The organism is Pseudomonas sp. TH06 (assembly GCF_016651305.1).
In the GTDB taxonomy this organism is placed as follows: Bacteria; Pseudomonadota; Gammaproteobacteria; order Pseudomonadales; family Pseudomonadaceae; genus Aquipseudomonas.
In genome coordinates this window covers 143284-166416 of the sequence record NZ_JAEKEC010000003.1, presented here as the reverse complement: position 1 = coordinate 166416, position 23133 = coordinate 143284, and the positions used below count along the sequence as shown (strand labels likewise).

The following is a 23133-nucleotide window of genomic DNA, read 5'->3' as shown; positions in this document are numbered from 1 at the left end:
AATGACCCACCGCTATCGCGAGCAGGCTCACTCCTACAGGGAAATGTGGTGATGCGGGAAGTGATGCTCGGCACGATCACGGCGCCGCGCGGTCGTAACCTTCACATGGGCGTATCACTTGTGGAGATCCAATGAGCCAGGAAGTCCTGACCCGCGAAACCAATCGTCGCCAGTTGCAGCAGATCATTGCCGGGCTGTCCGACGGGGTGATCCTGCTTGAGCTGGATCAGAGCATCCTCTGGGCCAACGAATCCGCGCTGGCCATGCACGGCGTCAGCCGGATCGGTGAGCTGGGCGCGAACGCCGACGAGTATGCCAAGCGTTTCAGCCTGCGCTATCGCAACAACCACGTAGTGCCCGCCGAGAATTATCCGATCAGCCGCGTGGCGCGCTGTGAGGCTTTCAGTGACGTACTGATCGAGGTGTCCGCCGTCGATGACCCGGAGCGCGTCTGGGTGCACAGCGTGCGCAGCATGGTCCTGACCGACCGCGAAGGTCAGCCGGAGTCGCTGGTGCTGATCATGAGCGACGTCACCGACTGGGCCAACGCCGAGCAGCGTTTCGAGAAAACCTTCAACGCCAACCCGGCGCCGGCGGTGATCTGCCGTCTCAGCGATTTGCGTTACATCAAGGTCAATCCGGGGTTTCTCGAGATGACCGGCTATACCCGCGACCAGGTCATCGGCACCTCGGCTTATGAAATCGACATCCTCGAACAGGCCGAGCACAAGGACCTGGCCATTCAGCGCCTGAAAGATGTCGCGACCATTCCGCAGATGCAGGCCGAGTTGCGCTTGTCCGATGGCAGCACCAAACAAGTGATCGTCGCCGGGCAACCGCTGCAGCTCAACGATGAGCAGTGCATGTTGTTTTCCTTCGTCGACATGGAGTTGCGGCACAAGGCGGAAGTGGCGCTGCGCCAGAGCGAAGAGCGCTTCGCCAAGGCCTTCCGTCTGACGCCGGTGCCGATTCTGATTTGCAGCGCCGACGAACAGCAGGTGATCGATGTCAATCAGGCGTTCCTCGATACCCTGGCCTATGCCAGCGATGACGTGGTTGGCAAAACCGTGACGCAGCTGGACTTCATCGACGATGAGGGCGCCCGGGCCCGGCTGCTGACGGCGCTGGCGAAGAACGGCCGGATTGACCGGGTCGATGTGCGGGTGCGCAAGAAAGATGCGGATCTGCTGGAGTGCGCGGTGTCTGCCGACACGGTCAACATTCAGGATATGTCCTGCTATCTGCTGGTGCTGATGGACATCACCGAGCGCAAGCGCACCGAGCTTGAGCTGGTGGCGGCGATCGAAGAGGTGATGAAGGACGCTTCTTGGTTCAGTCGCACGCTGATCGAAAAACTGGCCAATGTGAAGAAGGTCAATTCGCCGCAACTGCCGAGTGTCTCGTTCACTGACCTGACGGCGCGTGAGCGCGATGTGCTGGGGCTGATCTGCGAAGGGCTGGCGGACAAGGAGATTGCGGCGCGCTTGAAACTGGCGCCGAACACCGTGCGTAATCACGTGGCGACGGTGTATTCCAAACTGGATGTGCACAGCCGCAGCGAGGCGATTGTCTGGGCGCGGGAGCGTGGGTTGTTTTCGGGTGAGTGGCGGACCAAGGGGCAGCGTTAGGGTGCAAATGCACTAGTTCAACCGGTGCAAATTCGGGTGTTGGCGGGCGGGGGCTGTTCTTAGTCTGGTGGGGTGCGATACGAGCCTGTTTTGGCTTGGGATCGTGTCCCATCGAGCAGTTAAAGGAACGGCCTCAATGATGAATCTTGCGCAGTTGCGTGCCCGGCTTGAACAGAGCTTTTCGCCGCTGGCGTGTGAGTGTTCGGTTGATGGGGATCATTCGCTGACGGTGAAGCTTTATCACCCGGTGTCGGGGCAGGTGGATCTGGTGATCAGTGGGTTGAAGCTGGATGCGTTGCGAACGCCGGAGTCGGTGGAAGCGTTGATTGATGAGTTGCGGTATGAGCTTGAGAGCAATTCTTTGCGCTCGTCTATTGATCCGGTTTTGTAGGTGTAGCGGAGTGTTGCTTTTGGTCTTTGGGTGTTTATCCGTTTTTTTGGTGATGGCTGCTGGCGGTTTCGCCCTGACGGTCGACTCCCTTTGGCAAACGCCCCAAAGGAAGCAAAGGTCTTCACCCTGACGTACGGCCCCTCGCTGTGGCTCGGGGTCCCTTCGCTACGGTGTTCATCCGGGGGCATCGCCTCCGGTTTGCTGCGCTGCACCTCCTCTCGATGTGTTCGACTTCGTCGAACGGCGCTTCGCGCCTCCCCCCGGATAAACCCCTCCACTCAGCCTCCCGACGGGCTCTGAGATCAGGAGCTGCACTCGAGCTAACGCTCATTGTGTTGAGTGGTGGAGGTCAAAAGCGGCACTTGAGCTAACGCTCATTGTGTTGAGTGGTGGAGGTCAAAAGCGGCACTTGAGCTAACGCTCATTGTGTTAAGTGGTGTAAGTCAAAAGCGGTTGGCTTTGGCTTTTGCTCTATGTGGGAGCCAGCCTGCTGGCGAAGGCGTTCTTTCGGCTGGCCCATTGCCGTGGGATGTACATCAATCGTGTGGGAGCTGGCTTGCCAGCGATGTCGCCCTGACAGCCAACCATTCTCTTACTGCTGCACCCCGATCAAACTGTAGGAGTGAGCCTGCTCGCGATGGCGACCTGCAAGCCAACCAACCTCTAACTGAATGCACTCAATCCATTGTGGGAGCTGGCCCGCCAGCCAACCATTCTCTTCCTGCTGCACCCGATCCAACTGTAGGAGTGAGCCTGCTCGCGATGGCGACCTGCAAGCCAACCAACCTCTAACTGAATGCACTCAATCCATTGTGGGAGCTGGCCCGCCAGCCAACCATTCTCTTCCTGCTGCACCCCGATCAAACTGTAGGAGTGAGCCTGCTCGCGATGGCGACCTGCAATCCAACCAACCGCTAACTGAATGCACTCAATCCATTGTGGGAGCTGGCCCGCCAGCCGACCATTCTCTTACTGCTGCACCCGATCAAACTGTAGGAGTGAGCCTGCTCGCGATGGCGGCCTGCCAACCAACCAACCGCTAACTGAATGCACTCAATCCATTGTGGGAGCTGGCTTGCCAGCGATGACGATCAGTCTGGCGAAGCGGATCATGAGTCTTTTTCCCTTCAAATCCGGCGCAAAATCGACAGCTCTGGCGCTTCGGCGTGGCCGGTTTACTGGCGCTTGCGGGGCTGTCGGCTATAAAGAATGAGTGGTCAGGTCTTCCGTGGTCGGTTGGGTTGCGGGAGTAAGTCTTCATTTATCGCGGGTCGTCCTATGAACAATCTTGGGAAACGCGTGTGTTCACCGTTGTCATTGGCTTTTGCTGTGGCGCTGTTGGCCGGTTGTGCCAGTCCGCCGCCACCGCCACCGGTCACTCCACCGCCACCGCCGGAACGTACTTGCCAGGTCCTCGAAAACACTGAGGTCGCCGGCGACATGTACGTTGACGGGCAAGTGACTCGACACATCACCACTACTCGTTGCGTCACTCAATAACGCCGGCGGGGCGCAAGTCTCGGGTTGAGCGGATTGTGCTGGTGGCCGATCTGCTCGGCACGGCGGTGTTTGCCGTGGAAGGGGCCATTGCGGCGATGCGCAGTCAGCTCGACTTGCTCGGGGTGATGGTGATCGCGTTTATCGTCGCGCTCGGCGGCGGGGTGACCCGTGATCTGCTGATCGGCGCTACGCCACCGAACGCGGTGGCCGATTGGCGCTATCCGGCGCTGGCGTTTTTCATGGGCGGGCTGGCGTTTGTTTTCCATGAACAGGTGCTGGGCTGGTCCGGTTCGACCCTGATTGTGCTGGATGCCGCCGGTTTGGCGCTGTTTGCCGTGGCCGGGGCACAAAAGGCTTTGAATTTCGGCATCACGCCATTTGTAGCCATGCTGATGGGCACGATTACTGGCGTCGGCGGCGGGGTGCTTCGCGACATTGTGCTGGCGCGGATACCGGTCGTGTTGCAGGCGGATTTGTATGCCAGTTCGGCTTTTACCGGTGCGGCGGTGTTGATCATCGCACGGCGTTGCGGTGTGCCACCGGTCGCAGCGGCGCTGCTGGCAGGCGCAGCGTGTTTGCTGCTGCGCCTGCTGTCAGTGCATTTCGGCTGGCAGTTGCCGAAGGTCATTGATGCCTGAGTTTCAGACTTCTTCGAGGCGGACCCAACGCTGCTCGCGCGCGGCGAGGCGAATTGCCGTGGCCAGACGCTCGACGGCCCAGGCCTGTTCGAAGTCGGTGCCACCCTGATGGTTACCGGCCAACGCCATCAGCACGTCATGCACCTCTAACGTCTTCAGTTCGTTGTAACCCAATTGATGACCCGGAGCAGGGCTGAACGCGGCGTAGCCCGGCAGGTTGGGGCCGGCGAGCAGGCGCTGGAAACCGTCCTGTCCGGCGCGGAACAGACGCAGTTCGTTCAAGCGCTCCTGATCGAAGATGAGGGTGCCGCGCGTGCCGCTGATTTCAAAGCTCAGGTGGTTCTTGTAGCCGTGTTTGAGCCAACTGCTGCTGAACGTGCCTCGGGCGCCGTTGGCGAAACGCAGCAGGGCGTGGACTTGATCGTCGACGTTGATCGGTTTTTTCGAGGTGCCGGCCGGGCGTTGGCTGTGGACGGTCTGGGTGTCGGCGCAAACCGCTGTGACTTCGCCGACCAGGTAGCGCGCCATCGATAGCAAGTGACTGCCGAGGTCCGCCAACGCACCGCCGGCATGTGCCGGGTCGCAGCGCCATGACCACGGCGAGTCGGGATCGGCCATGAAGTCTTCACTGAACTCACCCTGAAAGCTGATGATCTCGCCGAGTTTGCCGTCGCGAATCAAGTCATGAGCCAGCGTGATCATCGGGTTGTGCTGGTAGTTGTAGCCGACCCGCGTGACCACTCCGGCGTCTCTGGCGGCCTGACGCATGGCGCTGGCTTGTTCGAGGTTCACCGCCAGGGGTTTTTCGCAGTACACCGCTTTGCCGGCAGCCAGGGCGGCCATGGCCATCGGGTAGTGCAGGTGATTGGGGGTGGTGATGGCGACCAGATTGACCTTGGGGTCATCGATCAATTGTTGCCAGTCGCTGTGATGCGCGGCAAAACCCCAGGCTTCGGCACAGTGGCGGGCACGCTGTGGATCGGCGTCGGCGAGGGCGGCGAGGGAGAGTTTGAACGGCAGTTCGAACACTGCACTGACATTGCGAAACGCCAAGGCATGGGCACGGCCCATGAAACCTGTGCCGATGAGACCGATACCGAGTTCGCGCATAGCCGTATTCCTTGGGTTTTTATTTTCAGGAAGGCTATTTATGGAATAAAAATTCTCTATATGCAAATTTCAGAATAAATATTCATTCTCTGTAGGAGCTGCCGCAGGCTGCGATCTTTTGATCTTGCTTTCAACGACAAGGATCAAAAGATCGCAGCCTGCGGCAGCTCCTACCTGTGGTGTTTGCGATCAGTAAGTGTGATCAGGACAGGAAACCACCGTCCACGTTGAGCGAAACACCAGTGGTATAGCTCGACGCATCACTCGCCAGATACAGCACCGCCCCGGCCATTTCACTCGGATCCGCCACGCGCTTGAGCGGGATCTGCGTCAGTGCCTGCTTGAGAATTGCATCGTTTTTCACCAGCGCCGAAGCGAATTTGGTGTCGGTCAGGCCTGGCAATAGGGCGTTGCAGCGGATGCCGAACTGCGCGCATTCCTTGGCGAAGACTTTGGTCATGTTGATCACCGCCGCCTTGGTCACCGAGTAGATGCCCTGGAAAATCCCCGGCGAAATACCGTTGATCGATGCGACGTTGATGATGCTGCCGCCACCGTTTTCGCGCATCAGCTTGCCGGCTTCCACGGACATGAAGAAGTAGCCGCGAATGTTCACGTCGACGGTCTTCTGGAAGGCGCTCAGGTCGGTGTCGAGGACGTTGCAGAACTGCGGGTTGGTCGCGGCGTTATTGACCAGAATGTCGAGGCGGCCGAACTGTTCCTTGATCCCGGCGAACACCTGGCTGATCTGTTCCATTTCACCGATGTGGCAGGCCACGGCGGTGGCTTTGCCGCCGGCGGCGATGATTGCGTCGGCGACGTGCTGGCAGCCGTCGAGTTTGCGGCTCGAAACGATCACATGGGCGCCTTGCTGGGCCAGCAGTTTGGCGATGGCTTCACCGATGCCACGGCTGGCGCCGGATACGAAAGCGATCTTGCCGTCGAGGTCGAACAACTGAGTCTTGGACATAAGGGTTCCTTGGTGTGGGCCGTCAGAGGCTCGATTTCGCAATGACCTGCAAGCTCATCTGCTCCAGCAGTTTGTTCATGTGAATGAACTGCGCGAAGCGTTTGTCCTGGGTCTGGCCGTGGTAGAAGCGGTAGTAGATCTGCTGCACGATGCCGGCCAGGCGGAACAGGCCGTAGGTGTAGTAGAAGTCGAAATTGTCGATCTGGATGCCGGAGCGCTCGGCGTAATAATCGACGAATTCGCGGCGGGTCAGCATGCCCGGCGCGTGGCTCGGCTGGCGGCGCATCAGTTGCACCGGCGCCGGGTCGCCGGCCTCGATCCAGTAGGCGAGGGTGTTGCCCAGGTCCATCAGCGGATCGCCGAGGGTGGTCAGTTCCCAGTCGAGCACGCCGATGATCTGCATCGGGTTGTGCGGGTCGAGGATGACGTTGTCGAAGCGGTAGTCGTTATGGACGATGCTTGAGGTCGGGTGGTCGGCCGGCATCTTGTCGTTGAGCCACGCCTTGACCGCTTCCCAGTGCGGTGCGTCCGGGGTCAGGGCTTTTTCGTAGCGCTCGCTCCAGCCTTTGATCTGGCGGGCGACATAACCTTCCGGTTTGCCCAGATCGCCGAGGCCGCAAGCGTTGTAGTCAACGCGGTGCAGTTCGACGAAACGGTCGATGAAGCTCTTGCACAGGGCTTCGGTTTTCGCTGAGTCCAGGCCCAGTTCCGGCGGCAGTTCCGAGCGCAGGATGATGCCGTTGACCCGTTCCATCACGTAGAACTCGGCGCCGATCACCGATTCGTCGGTGCAGTGCACGTAGGCTTTCGGGCAATACGGGAAGCCGTCGCGCAATTGATTGAGAATGCGGAATTCGCGGCCCATGTCGTGGGCGGATTTGGCTTTGTGGCCGAACGGCGGACGGCGCAGGACGAATTCCTGCTCCGGGTATTCCAGCAGGTAAGTCAGGTTTGACGCACCGCCGGGAAACTGGCTGATCGCAGGTAAGCCGCTAAGGCCCGGAATGTGCGCCTTGAGGTACGGATCGATCAGGCTGGCATCGAGTTCTTCGCCAGAGCGGATACGGGTGGACTGGTCAGTAAGCGCCATGCTTATCCCTTCTGCTTATTTTGGAGGCCAGACATCATTGGCTAATCTAATGGCGCGCTCGGGCAGCCACAAGCGCGGGTCGGTCTTATAGGTTAGCGTGTTGCACGATAATCACCTTTGGGAATGTGCGCGGCGGGCCGTGGGCGTCTAAGGTTTAGCGGGTATGCCGTGTCCACGAAGGAGTCGTGAAATGGGCTGTCCGCAAGTCTGTGCCACCGCCACATTGCAATGCAGCTTCGGCGCCGCGCCGGCGATGCTCAATGTGCTGCCGGTCAACCGCACGCTGACCGGCGGGATGCCGGCGGCGAACATCATGGATCACATTCCGCTGGTCAACATCCTGCCGTTTGGCGTGTGCATGAGCATGGCCAACCCGATGGTCGCCGCTGCCACTGCGGCGGCGCTGGGCGTGTTGACGCCGATGCCGTGCATTCCGGCGACCGCGACGCCGTGGATTCCCGGCGGCGCGCCGACGCTGCTGCTCGGCGGGATGCCGGCGATCGACGCCAACAGCACGTTGATGTGCAACTGGGCGGGGGTGATCAAGATCGCGATGCCGGGGCAGATGCAGATGCTCATTCCCTGAGGCTTGTGTTGCCGAGTCTGGCCTCTTCGCGAGCAGGCTCGCTCCCACATTCGAGCGCATTCCAGCTGAAGAAACACAATCAACTGTGGGAGCGAGCCTGCTCGCGAAGAGGCCAGTGCTGCCAATAAAAAACTTCAGGCCTGTTGCGGATCCGCCCACCTGCGATACCACCAGCGCACCCGCGAAATCGGCTTGCCATCCGCGCCCAGCGGCCGCCCATCCTCGGCAAATCCTTGCTCGGGCTCCAGCAACTGCCCATTCACATACCGGGCGTCGACCGCCGTTTTCCCGTTCGGATGAAAGCGCTGATAGCGCCCCTCACGCACGCCATCGCGATAAAACTCCGCCTCAGCCACTTGCCCATCCGGGAAGTAATTGAACGCCTCGCCATGCAACAACCCGCGCCGGTAAGTGGCCTTGCGCTGCAACCAACCCTCGGCTGAATAAAAACTCGCCACGCCTTGCACCTTGTCGCGCACAAACGGCATCTGCGCGGAGACTTTGCCGTTGGGGTGATAGAGCAGCGACATGCCCTGCAATTCACCGTGGCTGTAATTCAGATCCGCCTGTTTGCGCCCGTCATCCTTGATCTGCAGGGCGCCGTCGAGCTGACCGTCCTGCAAACGACCCTTCAACTGTTTGTCATCCTGCTGTAGATCCAGCGGTGTGATCGCCATGCCTGCTCCTTGTCAGTTGACCTGCACCAGGCCGCCCTTGATGGTCAGCATGCCGCCGCCATCGACGGTCTGTGAAGCTGCGCCCTTGTTGGTCAGGCTGATGCCAGCGTCGTTGGTCAGCGTGGTGCCGGCCTTGTTATCCAGTGAAGTGCCGGCCTGATTGGTCAAGGCAGTGCCAGCCTTGTGCGTGATCGAAGTGCTCGCCGAGGTCGCCAGATCGGCGCCGCTCTTGATCGTGAAACTGCCGCCGCTTTGCAGGGTGAGGGTGCCGCTGACTTTAATTGTCAGGTTGCCGTCCACCGTCAGGCTGTAATCGCCGGTGACCTTGTCGGTGTAGTTGCCGCCGGTGCTGTGGTTCTGATCGGCGCCAACCTTGACCGTGCGGCTGTCCTTCACATCGAGGCTGTCGCTGCCGGTCTGGATCGTCACGCTGCGTTTGCCTTTTTCCAGAGTCACGGTCTCGTCGCCGTCCTTGACCGTGCGGGTGCGGGCGTTTTGTACGGTGAGAGTTTCGTCATGGCCGACAGTGGCGGTGGTGTCGTTGAGCACGTTGATTTTCAGATCTTTCTGCGCCTGCAAGAACACCTCTTCAGCGTCTTTCTTGTCCTCGAAGCGCAACTCGTTGAAGCCACCGCCGCCCTTGGACGATTGAGTCTTGATCCCCGATTGCGTCTGGTTGGCCGGCAGCGCATAGGGCAGGGCGTTATCACCGTTATAGACGCAACCGGTCACCAGCGGCCGATCCGGATCACCGTCGATAAAGGTCACGATGACTTCCTGACCGATGCGCGGAATGAACTGCATGCCGAATCCCTTACCGCTCCACGGCAACACCACGCGCACCCAGCAGGAACTGCTTTCATCATTCTTGCCGTCGCGATCCCAGGGGAACTGCAACTTGATCCGGCCGTATTCGTCAGTCCAGATTTCCTCGCCGGACTTGCCCACCACAATCGCGGTTTGCGGGTGCATGCGCGGTTTCGGTGTGCTGCGTTGCGGGCGAAACGGTGTGGCTTTCGGGATTGCCTCGAAGCGGTTGCGATAGCTTTCATGGCTGGCGTCATGGGTCACTCGCGTGACGATCCAATCGATATTCAGGCTCGCATCGTCGTGGCCGGCGAGGGTGAACCAGTGTCCGGGGATCAGCCAGCGGCAGTCGCTCTCGCCGACAAAGCGTTTTTCCTCACTGCGCAAACCGTCGACGCGTTGCTTGGTCAGCGTATCGCCGCGTGCCTTGGCGTTGTAACCGCCGGGATGCTCATAGATCGAACGTGGCCCGGCTACCGCTTCGGCCTGACCATACAGTGACGTGGTTGGCGTGGTGAATTCGTAATCCGTCGCCCGATACACCCCGGCGACCGCCTGCAAACAGACTTGGCCCGAGCGGATGCCGTGCAGTTCACGTTCGCCTAATCCTTGCCCCAGATAACTGACTTTCGGCCCGTTGGGGATCGGCACGAAAGCATCGTTGCTGTCGCCAAGCACTAGCGTGTGCATGCCATCGTCGTGGGTGAAAAACCAGAAGATGCCTTCTTCCTCGAGCAGTCGCGAGACGAAGGCGAAATCGCTCTCGCCATACTGCACGCAGTATTCACGCGGGGTGTAGCTGGCGGTCAGCGAGAGTTTGAAATCGGTGAAACCGTGGGCCTTGAAGATCGTCGTGACGATGTCCGAGGTGGCGAGGTTCTGGAACACACGGTTGTTGCTGGCCAGTGTCAGCCACCACAGCCAGGGTCTTAACACCAACTGATAGCGCTCGGCGGTGGCGTCGGCGGGGAGTTGGCGGATCTCGGCGACCAAGGCATCGAACGGGCGCATTTGCGCGTCGTTGTGCAGGGTGGTGGTGACGTGGGTGGCGACTGCGCTGGTGAGGGTGAGTGAGGTGCCGTCGTTGAGGCCGTTGAGAGTCTGTACAGCCAGCGAATTGAGTGCTTCTTCACCGGACAGTGACTCAGGGAAGAGCGCGGCCAGCGAAGTGGCAGTGAGGGAGAGACTGGTGTTGCTGTCGGTGGAGCGGGGCATTGAATATCCTCAATGGCAACGCAAATTCAAGTTCATCCGGTGACGTCAAACAGTATTGGCCGGTGATCAGGACCTGACATGTCGAATACATGCGCCAACCCGGTAATGTCGACGACTTTGACAGTCACGTCTGCCGAGGCCAGGACCCAATCGAGAATCCCGCCTTTGCTTTGTGTTTGCTGACCGCCCCAACAGTCGTAGGCAAGGCCTGCGGTATCGAGTTGTCCGACGTTGGCGTAATCGAGGTTCAAGTCGCCCGTCGCCACCCACCTGCCGCCCAATGCCGTGCAGGACTTGAGCTGGCTTCGAGTAAGCCCGGTCTGCCCGGATTTGAAGTGCGCAAGAAACACGTAGCCGGTATAGCCCTTCACGCCGTTGGCCTCCACGGCAATCAGATCCCTGTTCAAACCGAACAGACTGCCCTGGCTGCAGACTTGAAGAGTTTCAAAGCTTTTTACAAGGACGATGTAGGCGTTTGAATAACCTCCATCGAAGGCATATACCGAGTAAGTCTTGTAGATGGCCGCGAGGTTGGATCGGTAGTTGTCGACCTGAGCCGAATGGATTTCACACAAAAAAACGATATCCGCATCCCACGCATCACTGGTGCAGCAATTGTGGATAAAGAAATCCACCTGAGTCTGCTTGTCGAGCGTTGAGGACTTACCGTTCTTTTCGACATTGAAACTTCCGATTCTCATGCTTGGTTACCCAACGATTCATGCGTTCAGAGAGATCAACTGCCAAACCTGAGTGTTACTGGTTTACCGTGAAATTTTCCTTCGAAGGCTTTCGGTTTTTCTCTTTGTGCTGATCGAGTTCTTTCACCGCATTGCGCATTCGTCTAGTCGTCATTCGTCCCGAACAGGCCCGATATATCCATATCAGGCTGTAGCGCCGGCGTGTTCGGCGGTACGTAACGGACGACACGCGGGTGATAGGCGTCTGTGGCGATGTAAGACAGCGCGGGTTCATTACCCGTGAAAATATCGGTATGCACGGAAAAAACCTGGCCACGCCGAAAACAGTGTGGCAACGGATCATCGAGATCGAAGCCGCTATATGACAGTAACCGGTTCGGTGTCACTGTCATGCGAATCAGGCCTTTATCGGTCACGTTCGAGCCTTTTGCAATGGACACTATCTTGATATCCGGATGACTTCCCTCCACCGTATTGTGGTAGAGATGTCCACTCTCGATAATCGATCTCTCCCAGTAGCGCAGTACTCGGATGTTGCCCACCGCCACACCTGCCAATCCGATGCCGTAGAGATCAGCCTTTGTCGCCGAGGTGAAAAGCCGATGCTGATTTTCTTCGTGCCAGGTATCGAGTGGACGGATGATTTCCTCGGCTAGCCAAGCATGGTCTTCGACGTGCTGATACTCATGGGCAAGAATGTGAGACATGAACTGTGCCGCCCCCGGTTGCGGATACATCTCGATCGTCCACTGACTGTTGTGCTGGTTCAGCAGGTTTTTGTTCTCCATTTTTGAAAACCAGGATTTGGCAGTAGGGGAAAACATTTCTCCTCGTTGAACAAAGCAATCGGTGAGTACTTTGAGAATTTGCGGGCCGTTTTGAGTCGTGTACTGCCAACAACTTGTCAGGGGACGTTCCGGCAGACTGATTTCCCATGAAATATTGTGCTGTGCACAACGAGTGATTTGTGCAGTAAACACCGGGCCGTTGGTATAGGTAATTGTTGGTGCATCGAAATCCGTCGGCTGCATCAAGCCTCGGCGTTTTATCGGTATGGCACTGACCCCATTGTAAAAGGGCTCGGTGAAGCCGAAGTCGGGTGCACCGTCCTCGATGAAAGCCCTTGCCGGATTTTTCAACGTGTAAGACTCGGGATAACTCATACTCAGGTCTAGCATGATCTCTCCAATACAAAAAATTTCGATGCACCCATGGGCCGCGTTGCAAACGGTTTACTCCAACACCCACTCCGCCAACTTCCCCGTCACCTGCGTCATCAACACATTCTCGACATCTCGCGCACCGGCCGCGCTGCACTTGGCGAGCACTGCTTTAACGATTCCTGAATCAAACTCGAACTGTTTGCCGGTCGCGGCCTTGTAGCGGCCACGCAACTTCTCCAGCTTCGCCAGCACAATCCCTTCCAGCGTCGCTTCATCCAGCGGTCGATACGCGACCACGGTCATGCGCGCCAGAAACGCTGGGCGGAAGGCTTGCAGGAGGACTTTGTGCAGGGCCTCGTTGAAGGCTTCCGAGCCGAGTTGCGCCACGGGCGTATCCAGTAAAAGCTCCGCGCCGACGTTGCTGGTGGCCAACATCACGGTGTTCTTGAAATCCACCACCAGACCGGTGCCGTCCTCCATCAAGCCTTTGTCGAAGACGTTGTAAAACGCCTCCAGCACATCCGGATGCGCCTTCTCGATTTCATCCAGCAACACCACCGAATAGGGCTTGCGTCGTACCGCTTCGGTGAGCACGCCACCGCTGCCGTAGCCGACATAACCGGGCGGCGCGCCTTTGAGTTGGCTGACGGTATGGGCTTCCTGATATTCCGAGAGGTTGATGCTGATCAGGTTGCGTTCGCCGCCATACAAGGCGTCGGCCAGCGCATACGCGGTTTCGGTTTTGCCGACGCCGGTGGGGCCGACTAAAAGGAAAACACCCACCGGTTTCTGTGGATCAGTGAGCCCGGCGCGGTAAGCCTGCAAGCGTTGGGCGATGGTATTGAGCGCGGTGGTTTGACCCATGACGCGTAAACCCATGCGCTGGCCGAGAGTACGCACAGCGTGGGCTTCATCGGCGAGCATCTTGCCGACGGGGATGCCGGTCCAGCCTGCAATGACAGCGGCGACGGTTTTGCTGTCGACCTGTTCCGGCACCAGCGGATCGTCCTGGCGAATCGCATCCAGCCCGGCCTCAAGGCGCAGTAGTTCGGCGGCGAGATGGTCGATGCGGCTGTCGGTGGCTTCATCGGGTTTGTCGCTGTCGGCGCGCTCGCTCAAGTCGAGCAATTCGCGGCGAGTATCGAGCAGTTCACGCACCGCCACGCGCTCCTCGCCCCAGCGGGTTTCCAGTTCGCGGATGGCCTGCACATTGGTTTTCGATTCATCTTCCAGCAGGGTAATTCGCTCACGGTGATCAAGCCCTGTGGCCTGCTCACGGCGCAGGCGTTCGACTTCATCCTTGAGGCTGTTTTGCCGGTGGCGCAGGCTTTCCAGCGGAGGCGGTACGTCGTGCTGGCCGAGGGCGACGCGGGCGCAGGCGGTGTCGAGAACGCTGATGGCTTTGTCCGGCAACTGGCGGCCGGAGATGTAGCGGTGCGAGAGTTTCACCGCTTCATGGATTGCTGCGTCGAGCACTTGCACGCCGTGGTGTTGCTCCAGCTTTGCGGCGACGCCGCGGAGCATTTCCACCGCGGTGATTTCGTCCGGTTCCTCAACCTGCACCAGTTGAAAGCGGCGGGCGAGGGCCGGGTCTTTCTCGAAGTATTTTTTATATTCCATCCAGGTTGTGGCGGCGAGGGTGCGCAGTTCGCCCCGGGCCAGCGCCGGTTTCAAAAGATTCGCCGCATCGCTGCCGCCCTCGGCACCGCCGGCCCCGATCAGCGTGTGGGCCTCGTCGATGAACAAGATGATTGGCTTGTCGGCGCTGCGCACCGCGTCGATCACGCCTTTCAAACGCTGTTCGAATTCACCTTTGACTCCGGCGCCGGCCTGCAGCAGGCCGAGGTCAAGCACGCGCAGGCTGACTTCCTGCAACGACGGCGGCACGTCTCCTGCGGCGATGCGCAGGGCCAGACCTTCGACCACGGCGGTTTTGCCGACGCCGGGTGCACCGACCAGAATCGGATTGTTCTGGCGACGGCGAAGAAGAATATCGATGCACTGACGAATCTCGCCATCGCGGCCAACGATCGGATCGATGCGCCCGGCGTGAGCGTCGGCGGTCAGGTCCTGGGTGTATTGGTCGAGTACCGAATCCTGTCTCGGCGCCGAACCTTTAGACGGCGCGGTTCGCGGACCAACGTGTTCGCGAGAGTTTTCCGTCCACTCCAGCAGATTCGCGCGCAGGGCTTCCTTGGGAATTCGCAGCAACGACGACGCGCTGTTGAGCAGCAGACTGCGGCGCTCATCGCGATCAATCAGCGCCAACAAAAGCAGCCCCGAACGAATGCTGTCGAGCCCCAGCACACTGGCCTGCACCACCGCATCTTCGAGCAAACCCAAAGTGTGTGAAGACAATGCCGGTGTGCGCGTGCTGCCGCCCTTGAACAGGTCCAGCGCCTTGTTGATCTCCGCTGTCAGCGCATCGCGTTCCAGACCAAATCGCGGCAGCAGAAAAGCAAAATCCCCGCCCTCGATGTCGAGCAATTCCAGCAGCAAATGTTCGATCTCGACAAAGTGATGTCCGCGTTGCAAACAGCGCTGCGCGGCGCGTTCGAGGGCGCGGCGGTTGTCCGGGTTGAGGCGTCCGATCAGGCTGGCCAGTTCCATTTCAGGTGATCTCCAGCTGACAAAGACGGGTTTCGATCTGTTGCACGGCGAGGCTGGCCTGACGCTGCAATCCACCGTTCCAGCTCAGCAGCGCAGGAGTTTGGCGACTGAGTTTCATTGGCCCGGCACCGCGCACCAGCAGCACCAGTTTCACGTCCAGATCCGGGCCGAAATACAGCGCCGCAAGACTCGCCAGTGCCGGGTGCGCTTCGCCGTCAGGCAAAAAGCGCCCGGCCTGCGACGAGGGCAATGGGCCAAGTGTCAGGCGAATGCCGGCGTGTTCATCCCAGACTCGTTTGCCGGCAACGGCCGTGCGCCCGAGTTGCAGATTGCGCCCGCCGGCCTTCATCAGGCTGCGGCTGGCCAACGGAATCTCGCGCCAGGCACCTTCGTAAGCGCTGAGCTCGACCGGCACTTCGAACTGTTCACGGACAATCGCGGCGAACCCTGCCAGTGAGCGGCGGCCATCGGCAAACAGCGCCGTGCAGGCCAGCACGGCGCAATCGGCAACGGCCTGACGTTCCTGCAAAGACTTGGGCAACAAGCCGGTCAACGCGCGCAATTGCGCTTGCACCGGCGAAGCGCCTGGCGTGACAAACCCCAAGGCGATGCGGTGTTTGCGCATCACCTTGTAAAGCAGACTGAGCAGTCGATGCTGGAACAGATCGAGGAATTCGGCCGGCGCATGATCCTTGGCGCGCGCCCGTTGTTGCAGCCACTCCTGATAGGCGTAGGGCAACGGCCCGTCAGGCCCGCCGAGGCCGAAAACCGGTGTGTCGATCGTCAGCGCTTCGCCCGGCTCTTCAGTCAGGCTTTCGATCTGGCTGGCGGCGAACATCGGTGTCAGCGGCCCGCGCAACTTCAGCGCTTCGGCTTGTGGCGAGGTGCCGCTGCCGAGGGATTCGGCTTGTGGTTGTTCGCGCTCCAGCAACAGCAACGCCTGCAACAACTCGAACGCCTGCGGATCGCGGCGCAGGCGCTGGCTCAGGGTCAGAGCGACAGGGGCATGCCGGCTTGGGGTTGCCATGCCTTGACCTCCTTGTCGCCCTGCATCAATACCGTGCGCACAAAGCGATTGGCCGTGGCGTACAGCGAAAAGAATTGCGCCAGCACCGCCGAAAACAGCACCGCGCTGCTGCCGACAAAGTGCTGCGGATCAAGCTGCAATTGCACCTCCAGGCCATTGCGCCAACCGCGCCAGGCATCGACGCCGACATGACCGATTACCCGTTCGCAATTGATCCCCAGCAGGCCTTCAATCTGGCGCAGGGCACTGGCCTCGTCGCGCAGATTGTGCAGCAGCAGAATCTCTTTCAACGCGTCCAGCGCCTGCGGGCCTTCGACCAGCGACAAGTGGTTGAGGGTCAATTGCGACACCAGCCGCCAGCGAGAATCACCGTCGAGGCGCGGCAGGCTTTGCGGGGTCGGTGGGTTGCGTAAACGCGCCCACGCCACCGGGCCGGGGCGCTCGAAACCCAGCGGCGTACCGGCCGGCAAGCTCTGCGCCAAATGGCGATTGGTGCAGAGCAATTCGGCCGTGAGGCTGTAATCGGGCAGGTCGGTCTGCGGTTCGAAACGGGTATCGACCACGCTCACCAACAGGTCACTGCCGAGGCGGTTCGGGGTCATGCCGTGAACCCTGCGCGCATGCCAGTAACGCTGTTGATCGCCGCCGCTGTGTTGGCTGCCGTAATAGGCCGGCAGCCGTTGCACGCCAGTGCTGGAACTGGCACGCATGCCACGAATGCTGTGAATTTCCACGCTGTTTTCGCGGTGGCTGTCGGCGATCAAACGATATTCGCTGCGCGTGCCATCGGGGCGTAGCGGCTCGGAGGTACGTGGGAACAGGTTGATCACCGGCGCACAGCCGAGGGCGATGTCACTGGCTTGCAGATGCAGGCGACTACCCGGGGCGCGGTCGAAGACGATGTACAGATAAAGCGTCTGACTGTCGCTGGCCGCGCCGGCCAATGGCAGGTCAAAAAAATGAAATTTGTCGGGGAACGCAAAATATTCGGCGAGCAGGCGCATGCCCGGGTGCACCCCGTCTTCATCGGGCAACAGTGCTTCGTCCTCAGCGAAACCGACGATTCGCGGCAAGCCTTTGAGCGCTGTCGGAACGCTGCCCGGCGACCCGGCCAGCACCTGCACGGCGTGGGCACCGAGTAGGTCGTAGAGGCAGGCGTTGATCACCGGCGACGCCGCCAGATGAATGCGCAAATGTTCGATGCCCAACTCTGACCATTGGCTCTCGCCGAGGCAGCGCAGGCTCAGGCGCAGCGCCGAACGCGACTGCGCCACGCCGGTCAGCGCCTGCGCCTCGTCGCTGCCGAGCAACAAAGCTTCGCTCACTTCAATCGGCCACAGGCGCACGGCGGCGCTGGTACGAAAGTGGATGCTTTCGCCCCTGCTGGTGGTGACGAACAGCGGTGTATCGCGGGGCAGGGGATAACCGCCGTCGAGCTTGCCTTTGCTCGGGTCCGGCTCGAACTGGACGATGGCGCACGACGGCAACGGGCGCATGGCCAATGGATAAAGTTGCTCAAGCAGGGCGTCGCTGAACTCGGCGTAGTCGTCATCCAGCCGCCGCTGTAATCGGGCCGCCAGCAGGGCGAAACCCTCCAGCAGGCGCTCGACGTGCGGGTCGGGGCATTCGCCGGGGGACAATTCCAGACGCCGGGCGACTTTCGGATAGCGCTCGGCAAACTGGCTGCCGGCGTGGCGCAACCAGGTCAGTTCGCGCTGGTAGTAGTCGAGCAGTTGCGGGTCAATCGAGTCGCTCATGGCGCACCTCCAGCCCCTGGCCACCGGGCTCGATGACGAACGCTACCGGCCAGTGCTGGTGGCCGCTGCGCAACTCGCCGACCAAGCGAATGCTCATTTGCTGCGGGTGCTCGGCCAGGGGATTGACCTGAACCTCGCCCAGCTTCAGGCGCGGTTCGAAATGGCTAATGGCTTCGCGGATATCCCGCGCCAGGCGACGGCGGTCATCGCTGCGCTGCTGTTGCAGGGCGCTCCAGTCGGCGATGCCGTAGTCGATCACGCTGGGTGGGTTGGTCAACGTGCGCGGGCCGCGACGAGTGTTGAACAGGCGCCCGAGCTCGGCGTGCACCGAGTCGAGCAAATCCTGCCGATCAAACTCCCGCACGCCGTCGCCCTCGCTCGAAGCGAGGCGTTCGAACAGCGGCGGGAGTATGCCGGTGCCTGCCATGGCCGGGGCGCCGGGTCAGCTGACCAACTTGTTGGCGGCCATGTCCCAGGTCGACGCGGCGGTGCCTTCCTTAGTGCCGTCGTCTTTTTGCGCGGTGAGTTCCCATTTGATCTTGGTGAAGTTCAGCGACAGCGTTTCTACCGGTTTGCCGCCGGTACCGCCGCTGACACTGACATTGGAAATCACCACGTTGGTCAGCGTGTAAATGATGAACGGCAACAGTTGCCCACTGCCTTCGGCGGCGTTACGGCCGATGGTGATTTTGGCTTCCGGAATCGGTTTGCCGGCGCAGCAGTATTCGTTGAGGGAGGGCGTCGAGGTGTCGACGAATTTGGTCAGGGTGAACTCGCCGACGTGAGGCTTGCCGGAGGTCCGCTCCGAGTTGCTGACGTCGTTGGTCACCTGCATCGCGACGTTGTGGCTGTAGGACATGACTTCGATCTTGTCCGCATAACCCTCGAGCAGGCTGTCGCCTTTGATGTCGCCGCCGAGGTCGAGAATGATTGCATCCATCGCTTGAAACTCCTGAAGAAAATCACATTAGGATTTTGGCCTGCACCAACCTGCTGAATTGAACACTGAACCTGTGGCGAGGGAGCTTGCTCCCGCTGGGCTGCGCAGCAGACCCCAGCTTTTGGGTGAAACGGGGCCGCTTCGCGACCCAGCGGGAGCAAGCTCCCTCGCCACAGGGTGCTTCAGTGGCTAAAAAATTGTTTTCGTCAGGCAGCAACCGGTGGCGGCAACGTTGCCACCAGGCGAATCGATGCCGTCAGTTCCTCAAGCTGAAAGTGCGGCCGCAGGAACACCGTCGCCCGATACGCGCCAGGCTTGCCGGCCACCTCAGTGACATCCACCCGCGCCTCGCGAAGCGGGTACTGCGCTTTGATTTCCTGCGGGGCGTTGTCGTTGATCAGCACGTAATCGGCGATCCAGTTGTTGAGATAGGTCTGCACGTTGTCGCGGGTCATGAAGCTGCCGACCTTGTCGCGCATGATCACCTTCAGGTAATGGGCGAAACGCGAGGCTGCGAGCACGTACGGCAACATCGCCGAGATCCGCGCGTTGGCATTGGCCTCGTTGGTGTTGTAGACCTTGGATTTGTTGGTGGTCTGGCCGCCGAAGAACACCGCGACGTCGCTGTTTTTCTTGTGGCACAGGGCGATAAAACCGAGGTCATTGAGTTCCTTCTCGCGGCGGTCAGTGATCGCCACTTCGGTCGGGCATTTCAGCGACAGGTCACCGGAACTGGTGCGGAAGGTATGCGCTGGCAAACCTTCGACCGCGCCGCCACCTTCAGCGCCACGAATCGCCGCGCACCAGCCGTACTTGGCGAATGCTTCGGTGATGCGTTGCGACAAGGCCCACGCGGCGTTGCCCCACAGGTATTTGCTGTGGTCGGTGCCGTTGACGTCTTCGACGTAGTTGATGCCTTCCACCGGAGCAGTGTCAGGGCCGTAAGGCAGTCGCAGAAGGAAGTGCGGCAGCACCAGCGAGACGTAGCGCGAATCTTCGCTCTCGCGGAACGAGCGCCACTTGATCAGCTCCTGGCTCTCGAAAACTTTCGACAGATCCCGCGGCACCGCCAGTTCAGTGAAGCTGTTCATGTCGAACAGGCGTGGGCTGGCGGCGGCAATGAACGGCGCGTGCGCAGCGGCGGCAACGTTCGAGAGTTTCTCCAGCAGGCCGATGTCCTGTGGGTGGCGGCCGAAGGTGTAGTCACCGACCAGCAAGCTGAACGGGTGGCCACCGAATGTGCCGTATTCCTCTTCGTAGATCTTCTTGAACAGCGCGCTCTGGTCGAATTCGACGGCTTTTTCCAGGTCGTTCTGCAGCTCTTTCTGCGTGACGTTGAGCAGGCGCAGTTTCAGCCGGGTGCTGGTTTCGGTGTTCTGCACCAGCATGTGCAGACCGCGCCACGAGGCTTCGAGTTTTTGCAGATCGGGGTGATGCAACACCTCGTTGAGCTGGGCGCTGATCAGTTCGTCAATCTGGCTGATACGGTCGTTGATCATCGCCACGGTGTCTTTGTCGATGGCCATGCCTTCGTCAAGGACCTGGGTGGCGAACTCCGCGAGCATGTCGCGGGCGTAATCCTGCTGACTGTCATCGTGGGCCATGCGGCCCTCGGCGATGATCCGGTCGAGCAGGGACAAGGTTTCGGCGGCAGCATTGTCGCTGGCTTGTTGCTGGGCGGCGGCGGGCATGGTGAATTCTCCCCTTGATTAAGTGGACGATCAGGCTTGCGGTTCGGCCGGCGCCTCGGCATCAGCTGCCGGGGTAGCGGTGTCCGGGCGGGCCGATTTGATCTCTTGCAGGCCTTCGGTGTTGGCGATGACATCGCGCAACAGCTTGTCCAGATCATCGTTGCCGTCGAGTTTGGTCAGCAGATCGCGCAGGCGCTGGCGGGCTTCGAACAAACGCCGCAGCGGGGTGACTTGCTCGACCACCTTGACCGGGTCGAAGTCGTCGATGTGTTTGAAGTTGAGTTCGATATTGAGCTTGCTGTCGTCGCCGCTGAGGGTGTTGTTGACTTGCAGCGTGGCGCGCGGGCCGATCGAGGCGAGTACCTCGTTGAAGTTGTCGCGGTCGATTTCGGTAAAACGCCGCTCAGTCAGTTTTGCCAATGGCTCGAGCGGTTTGCCCGAGAGGTCGGCGAGGATCCCGACCACCAGCGGTAATTCCTTTTTCTCGATGGCGTTGCCGATTTCGACGTCGTAGGTGATTTGCACTCGGGGCGGGCGCACCCGGTCGAGCTTGTGTTGAGTACTTTCTGCCATGACAGCGGACTCCGATGCGATGAGCGGGCGCAATGCATCGGGATGGCCCGTTCATCGCTTTCCCTTGCTGGACCGTAGGTTAGAAAGGGAGGCAGATGACCTGTCGTTCCTTTGACAAACCTTCCTCATTCGGCTGTAGGAACCGAACTACCCAAGACGCTAGAACAGGTCTATAAAAATGCAAGGAAAAACATTTTTGGACAGGTTCAGGAAAAGGAAAATTCATTTTGTGTAGACGACTTTTTCTAACGTGGGTGTTTGCACTGCTGGCGGGCTGTTCTTTCTTCGGGCCGAAAGTCGACCTCGACAGCCTGACCCTCGACGTCGCGCCCAAGGCCAACGACGACACACCGATTGCCGTGGATTTCATTGCGGTCAATGACCCCGATCTGCTCAAGCAACTGTCCGGCATTAGCGCCAGCCAGTGGTTTGCCGAGCGCGAGCAATACCAGCGCGACTATCGTCAGTTGATGAGCGTGTGGGGACTGGAGCTGGTGCCGGGGCAATTCATCGACCGCCAACCCTTCCCGCTGGGGGGCAAGAAGGCCGCTGGACTTTTGGTCTTCGCCAGCTATAACACACCCGGAGCACACCGCTTGCGGCTCGACGATCAGAGCGATGCCTGGCTCAAGTTCGACAGCCGCGAGATGACGCTGGTCAGCAAGGAAAACTGAAATACACCGTCCGCCGCCGGCTTGCGGCAGGGTCGAAAGGAGTCGTATGAGTCTGCTACCTGACGCGGTTTGCTGGCACGAAGGCATGCAATTGCTGCCGCAGCATTTTCAGTTGCAGGGGCTGCGGGCGGAAGCGCTCGGCGCCCATCTGGCGCAAGCGTGTAATCCATGGTTCTGGGGCGTCAGCCACATGGAGTTCGACCCTTCAGCTTTGAGTGCCGGCGTTGTGCGGGTGTTGTCGCTGCAAGGAACGATGCCCGACGGTTTGCCGGTGGATTTGCAGGCCGGAGTCGGGCCGACGCTGGAACTGGATGTCAGCGCCGCGATCAACGCCACCGACGATGCCACTGTCACCGTGTTTCTGGCGATCAGCCCGATGTGGCGCGCCGGGCAATTACTGCCGCTCAAGGGCCGTTTGCAGTCGGTGGTCGGCGAGGCGTTGCCGGATCTCACCAGTGGTGAATTCCCCGAATCGATCACCGTGTGGCGCCCCAATCCACGGCTGTGCACGCAATTGAACAAGGCTGACTCAATCTGCCTGCCGCTGCTGAAAATCCGCAAGGAGGGCGGCGGTTTTCTGCCGCTGGCGTACACGCCGCCAACGCCGATGCTGTTGCCGGAATCCGCGCTCGGACGGCGCATCGCCGGGCTCTGCGCACGGGCGCGGGAAAAGTGCCTGTTTCTCGGCGGCCGTTTGCGTCAGGCGCAACAGGCCGGCAATCAGGACGATGCCCTGGAAATCCGCCGTCAGTTGACCGCGTTGTGGGCGCGCCTGCCTGAAGTCGAAGGCTTGCTCAACAGTCGCATCGCGCACCCGCAAACCTTGTATGTGCAGTTGCTCGGCCTGGCCGGCGCCTGGTCGGCGCTCGATCCGCTGGCCGGTGTCCCGGCGTTCGCGCCACTGGATTTTCTTGAACTGCAACGCGGATACGATGCGGTGCTGCAATGGCTGGAAACCACCCTCGAACTGATCCGCGCCGGCTATCGCAGCCTGCCGTTCGAACGCGGTGAGCAGAGCTTTTCGATTCAGTTGCCGGACGAGCAACCGCGCCAGCGTCTGGTCATCGGCCTGCGCATGCCCAACGGTGCCAGCGAGCAGGCGGCGATTGACTGGTTGCGCGGCGCGATCATCGCCTCGGCACCGCATATTGCGCTGCTCAGTCGCCAGCGCATGAGTGGGCTGAGCCATCAGGCCATGAGCCGCAGCGAGCAAGTGGCGTACAGCGTCGGCGAAGACACGCGACTGTTTGTGATCACTGCCGAGGGCGCCTGGTTTGACGCGCAACTGCCGCTGATGATCGCCGCCCCCGCGGCAAAGCTGACCAGCAGTCCGTGGCAAGTGGTGTTGTTTGTCGCGCAGAACAGTGAAAGTGCCTGATCACACA

At 60.2% G+C, this 23133-nt stretch carries 21 protein-coding genes; 7 read left to right on the top strand and 14 right to left on the bottom strand.

The genetic code is table 11. The features are described 5' to 3' along the window. Positions 1-131 precede the first annotated feature (131 nt). The 4 genes from JFT86_RS25565 (at position 132) to JFT86_RS25550 (ending at position 4157) form a co-directional block, all read left to right on the top strand. Complete coding sequence (locus JFT86_RS25565; protein WP_201238932.1) at positions 132-1628, top strand: helix-turn-helix transcriptional regulator; 1497 nt, start codon at positions 132-134, stop codon at positions 1626-1628. Between the two features lie 136 nt (positions 1629-1764). Beyond that, positions 1765-2019, top strand: a complete 255-nt coding sequence (locus JFT86_RS25560; RefSeq protein ID WP_201233803.1) for a DUF1652 domain-containing protein — start codon at positions 1765-1767, stop codon at positions 2017-2019. A 1278-nt stretch (positions 2020-3297) separates the two neighbouring features. Then, positions 3298-3519, top strand: a complete 222-nt coding sequence (locus JFT86_RS25555) for a hypothetical protein (RefSeq protein ID WP_201233802.1) — start codon at positions 3298-3300, stop codon at positions 3517-3519. Between the two features lie 41 nt (positions 3520-3560). After that, complete coding sequence (locus JFT86_RS25550) at positions 3561-4157, top strand: TRIC cation channel family protein (protein ID WP_249412120.1); 597 nt, start codon at positions 3561-3563, stop codon at positions 4155-4157. Positions 4158-4160: 3 nt separating this feature from the next. Here the strand turns inward: JFT86_RS25550 and JFT86_RS25545 are convergent, their stop codons facing one another. The 3 genes from JFT86_RS25545 to JFT86_RS25535 form a co-directional block, all read right to left on the bottom strand. After that, positions 4161-5267 (bottom strand): Gfo/Idh/MocA family oxidoreductase, encoded by a 1107-nt coding sequence (locus JFT86_RS25545; protein ID WP_201233801.1) that lies wholly within the window; start codon positions 5265-5267, stop codon positions 4161-4163. 202 nt (positions 5268-5469) lie between these two features. Then, complete coding sequence (locus tag JFT86_RS25540) at positions 5470-6237, bottom strand: SDR family oxidoreductase (protein WP_201238931.1); 768 nt, start codon at positions 6235-6237, stop codon at positions 5470-5472. A gap of 22 nt (positions 6238-6259) precedes the next feature. Continuing rightward, positions 6260-7327: a phosphotransferase family protein gene (locus JFT86_RS25535; RefSeq protein WP_201238930.1), complete on the bottom strand. Its 1068-nt coding sequence runs from the start codon at positions 7325-7327 to the stop codon at positions 6260-6262. Between the two features lie 190 nt (positions 7328-7517). Between JFT86_RS25535 and JFT86_RS25530 the strand changes: the two genes are divergently transcribed. Then, positions 7518-7913 (top strand): DUF4280 domain-containing protein, encoded by a 396-nt coding sequence (locus JFT86_RS25530; protein ID WP_166220822.1) that lies wholly within the window; start codon positions 7518-7520, stop codon positions 7911-7913. Between the two features lie 134 nt (positions 7914-8047). On the opposite strand, the gene JFT86_RS25525 is transcribed toward JFT86_RS25530, so the two are convergent. From JFT86_RS25525 to tssB, 11 genes are all read right to left on the bottom strand, one after another. After that, positions 8048-8590 (bottom strand): toxin-antitoxin system YwqK family antitoxin, encoded by a 543-nt coding sequence (locus JFT86_RS25525; protein WP_201233800.1) that lies wholly within the window; start codon positions 8588-8590, stop codon positions 8048-8050. Between the two features lie 12 nt (positions 8591-8602). Beyond that, the gene (gene tssI, locus JFT86_RS25520) at positions 8603-10612 is read right to left on the bottom strand and encodes a type VI secretion system tip protein VgrG (RefSeq protein WP_201233799.1); all 2010 of its coding nucleotides are present in this window, start codon (positions 10610-10612) and stop codon (positions 8603-8605) included. A gap of 32 nt (positions 10613-10644) precedes the next feature. Further along, positions 10645-11313, bottom strand: coding sequence for an endonuclease/exonuclease/phosphatase family protein (locus tag JFT86_RS25515; protein ID WP_201233798.1), 669 nt, complete (start codon positions 11311-11313; stop codon positions 10645-10647). Positions 11314-11456: 143 nt separating this feature from the next. Next, entirely contained in the window at positions 11457-12491 is a 1035-nt protein-coding gene (locus tag JFT86_RS25510; protein WP_201233797.1) for a hypothetical protein, read from the bottom strand. Between the two features lie 54 nt (positions 12492-12545). Further along, positions 12546-15086 (bottom strand): type VI secretion system ATPase TssH, encoded by a 2541-nt coding sequence (tssH, locus tag JFT86_RS25505; protein WP_201233796.1) that lies wholly within the window; start codon positions 15084-15086, stop codon positions 12546-12548. A 1-nt stretch (position 15087) separates the two neighbouring features. Beyond that, complete coding sequence (gene tssG, locus JFT86_RS25500) at positions 15088-16113, bottom strand: type VI secretion system baseplate subunit TssG (protein WP_201233795.1); 1026 nt, start codon at positions 16111-16113, stop codon at positions 15088-15090. Then, positions 16077-17870 (bottom strand): type VI secretion system baseplate subunit TssF, encoded by a 1794-nt coding sequence (gene tssF / locus JFT86_RS25495; RefSeq protein ID WP_201233794.1) that lies wholly within the window; start codon positions 17868-17870, stop codon positions 16077-16079. The genes tssG and tssF overlap by 37 nt, the downstream gene beginning before the upstream one ends. Beyond that, a complete protein-coding gene (gene tssE / locus JFT86_RS25490) occupies positions 17854-18297 on the bottom strand; it encodes a type VI secretion system baseplate subunit TssE (RefSeq protein ID WP_201233793.1) in 444 nt (147 codons plus the stop codon). The genes tssF and tssE overlap by 17 nt, the downstream gene beginning before the upstream one ends. Positions 18298-18312: 15 nt before the next feature. Continuing rightward, a complete protein-coding gene (locus tag JFT86_RS25485; RefSeq protein ID WP_007958866.1) occupies positions 18313-18810 on the bottom strand; it encodes an Hcp family type VI secretion system effector in 498 nt (165 codons plus the stop codon). A gap of 206 nt (positions 18811-19016) precedes the next feature. Then, positions 19017-20501, bottom strand: coding sequence for a type VI secretion system contractile sheath large subunit (gene tssC, locus JFT86_RS25480; protein WP_201233792.1), 1485 nt, complete (start codon positions 20499-20501; stop codon positions 19017-19019). Positions 20502-20531: 30 nt separating this feature from the next. Continuing rightward, a complete protein-coding gene (tssB, locus tag JFT86_RS25475; RefSeq protein ID WP_064117633.1) occupies positions 20532-21074 on the bottom strand; it encodes a type VI secretion system contractile sheath small subunit in 543 nt (180 codons plus the stop codon). Between the two features lie 227 nt (positions 21075-21301). Between tssB and JFT86_RS25470 the strand changes: the two genes are divergently transcribed. Both JFT86_RS25470 and tssK read left to right on the top strand, forming a co-directional pair. Beyond that, positions 21302-21748, top strand: a complete 447-nt coding sequence (locus tag JFT86_RS25470; RefSeq protein WP_201233791.1) for a type VI secretion protein — start codon at positions 21302-21304, stop codon at positions 21746-21748. Positions 21749-21794: 46 nt separating this feature from the next. Further along, positions 21795-23126 (top strand): type VI secretion system baseplate subunit TssK, encoded by a 1332-nt coding sequence (gene tssK / locus JFT86_RS25465; protein ID WP_201233790.1) that lies wholly within the window; start codon positions 21795-21797, stop codon positions 23124-23126. Positions 23127-23133 lie beyond the last annotated feature (7 nt).

Excerpts from the sequence above, each read along its gene's own strand:
- JFT86_RS25535 (WP_201238930.1), bottom strand. The coding sequence starts at position 7,327 with ATGGCGCTTACTGACCAGTCCACCCGTATCCGCTCTGGCGAAGAACTC.
- JFT86_RS25525 (WP_201233800.1), bottom strand. The coding sequence starts at position 8,590 with ATGGCGATCACACCGCTGGATCTACAGCAGGATGACAAACAGTTGAAG.
- tssC (WP_201233792.1), bottom strand. The coding sequence starts at position 20,501 with ATGCCCGCCGCCGCCCAGCAACAAGCCAGCGACAATGCTGCCGCCGAA.
- JFT86_RS25540 (WP_201238931.1), bottom strand. The coding sequence starts at position 6,237 with ATGTCCAAGACTCAGTTGTTCGACCTCGACGGCAAGATCGCTTTCGTA.
- tssG (WP_201233795.1), bottom strand. The coding sequence starts at position 16,113 with ATGGCAACCCCAAGCCGGCATGCCCCTGTCGCTCTGACCCTGAGCCAG.
- tssH (WP_201233796.1), bottom strand. The coding sequence starts at position 15,086 with ATGGAACTGGCCAGCCTGATCGGACGCCTCAACCCGGACAACCGCCGC.
- JFT86_RS25565 (WP_201238932.1), top strand. The coding sequence starts at position 132 with ATGAGCCAGGAAGTCCTGACCCGCGAAACCAATCGTCGCCAGTTGCAG.
- JFT86_RS25515 (WP_201233798.1), bottom strand. The coding sequence starts at position 11,313 with ATGAGAATCGGAAGTTTCAATGTCGAAAAGAACGGTAAGTCCTCAACG.
- JFT86_RS25530 (WP_166220822.1), top strand. The coding sequence starts at position 7,518 with ATGGGCTGTCCGCAAGTCTGTGCCACCGCCACATTGCAATGCAGCTTC.
- tssE (WP_201233793.1), bottom strand. The coding sequence starts at position 18,297 with ATGGCAGGCACCGGCATACTCCCGCCGCTGTTCGAACGCCTCGCTTCG.
- tssB (WP_064117633.1), bottom strand. The coding sequence starts at position 21,074 with ATGGCAGAAAGTACTCAACACAAGCTCGACCGGGTGCGCCCGCCCCGA.
- JFT86_RS25510 (WP_201233797.1), bottom strand. The coding sequence starts at position 12,491 with ATGCTAGACCTGAGTATGAGTTATCCCGAGTCTTACACGTTGAAAAAT.
- tssF (WP_201233794.1), bottom strand. The coding sequence starts at position 17,870 with ATGAGCGACTCGATTGACCCGCAACTGCTCGACTACTACCAGCGCGAA.
- JFT86_RS25560 (WP_201233803.1), top strand. The coding sequence starts at position 1,765 with ATGATGAATCTTGCGCAGTTGCGTGCCCGGCTTGAACAGAGCTTTTCG.
- JFT86_RS25555 (WP_201233802.1), top strand. The coding sequence starts at position 3,298 with ATGAACAATCTTGGGAAACGCGTGTGTTCACCGTTGTCATTGGCTTTT.
- JFT86_RS25485 (WP_007958866.1), bottom strand. The coding sequence starts at position 18,810 with ATGGATGCAATCATTCTCGACCTCGGCGGCGACATCAAAGGCGACAGC.
- JFT86_RS25545 (WP_201233801.1), bottom strand. The coding sequence starts at position 5,267 with ATGCGCGAACTCGGTATCGGTCTCATCGGCACAGGTTTCATGGGCCGT.
- tssI (WP_201233799.1), bottom strand. The coding sequence starts at position 10,612 with ATGCCCCGCTCCACCGACAGCAACACCAGTCTCTCCCTCACTGCCACT.
- tssK (WP_201233790.1), top strand. The coding sequence starts at position 21,795 with ATGAGTCTGCTACCTGACGCGGTTTGCTGGCACGAAGGCATGCAATTG.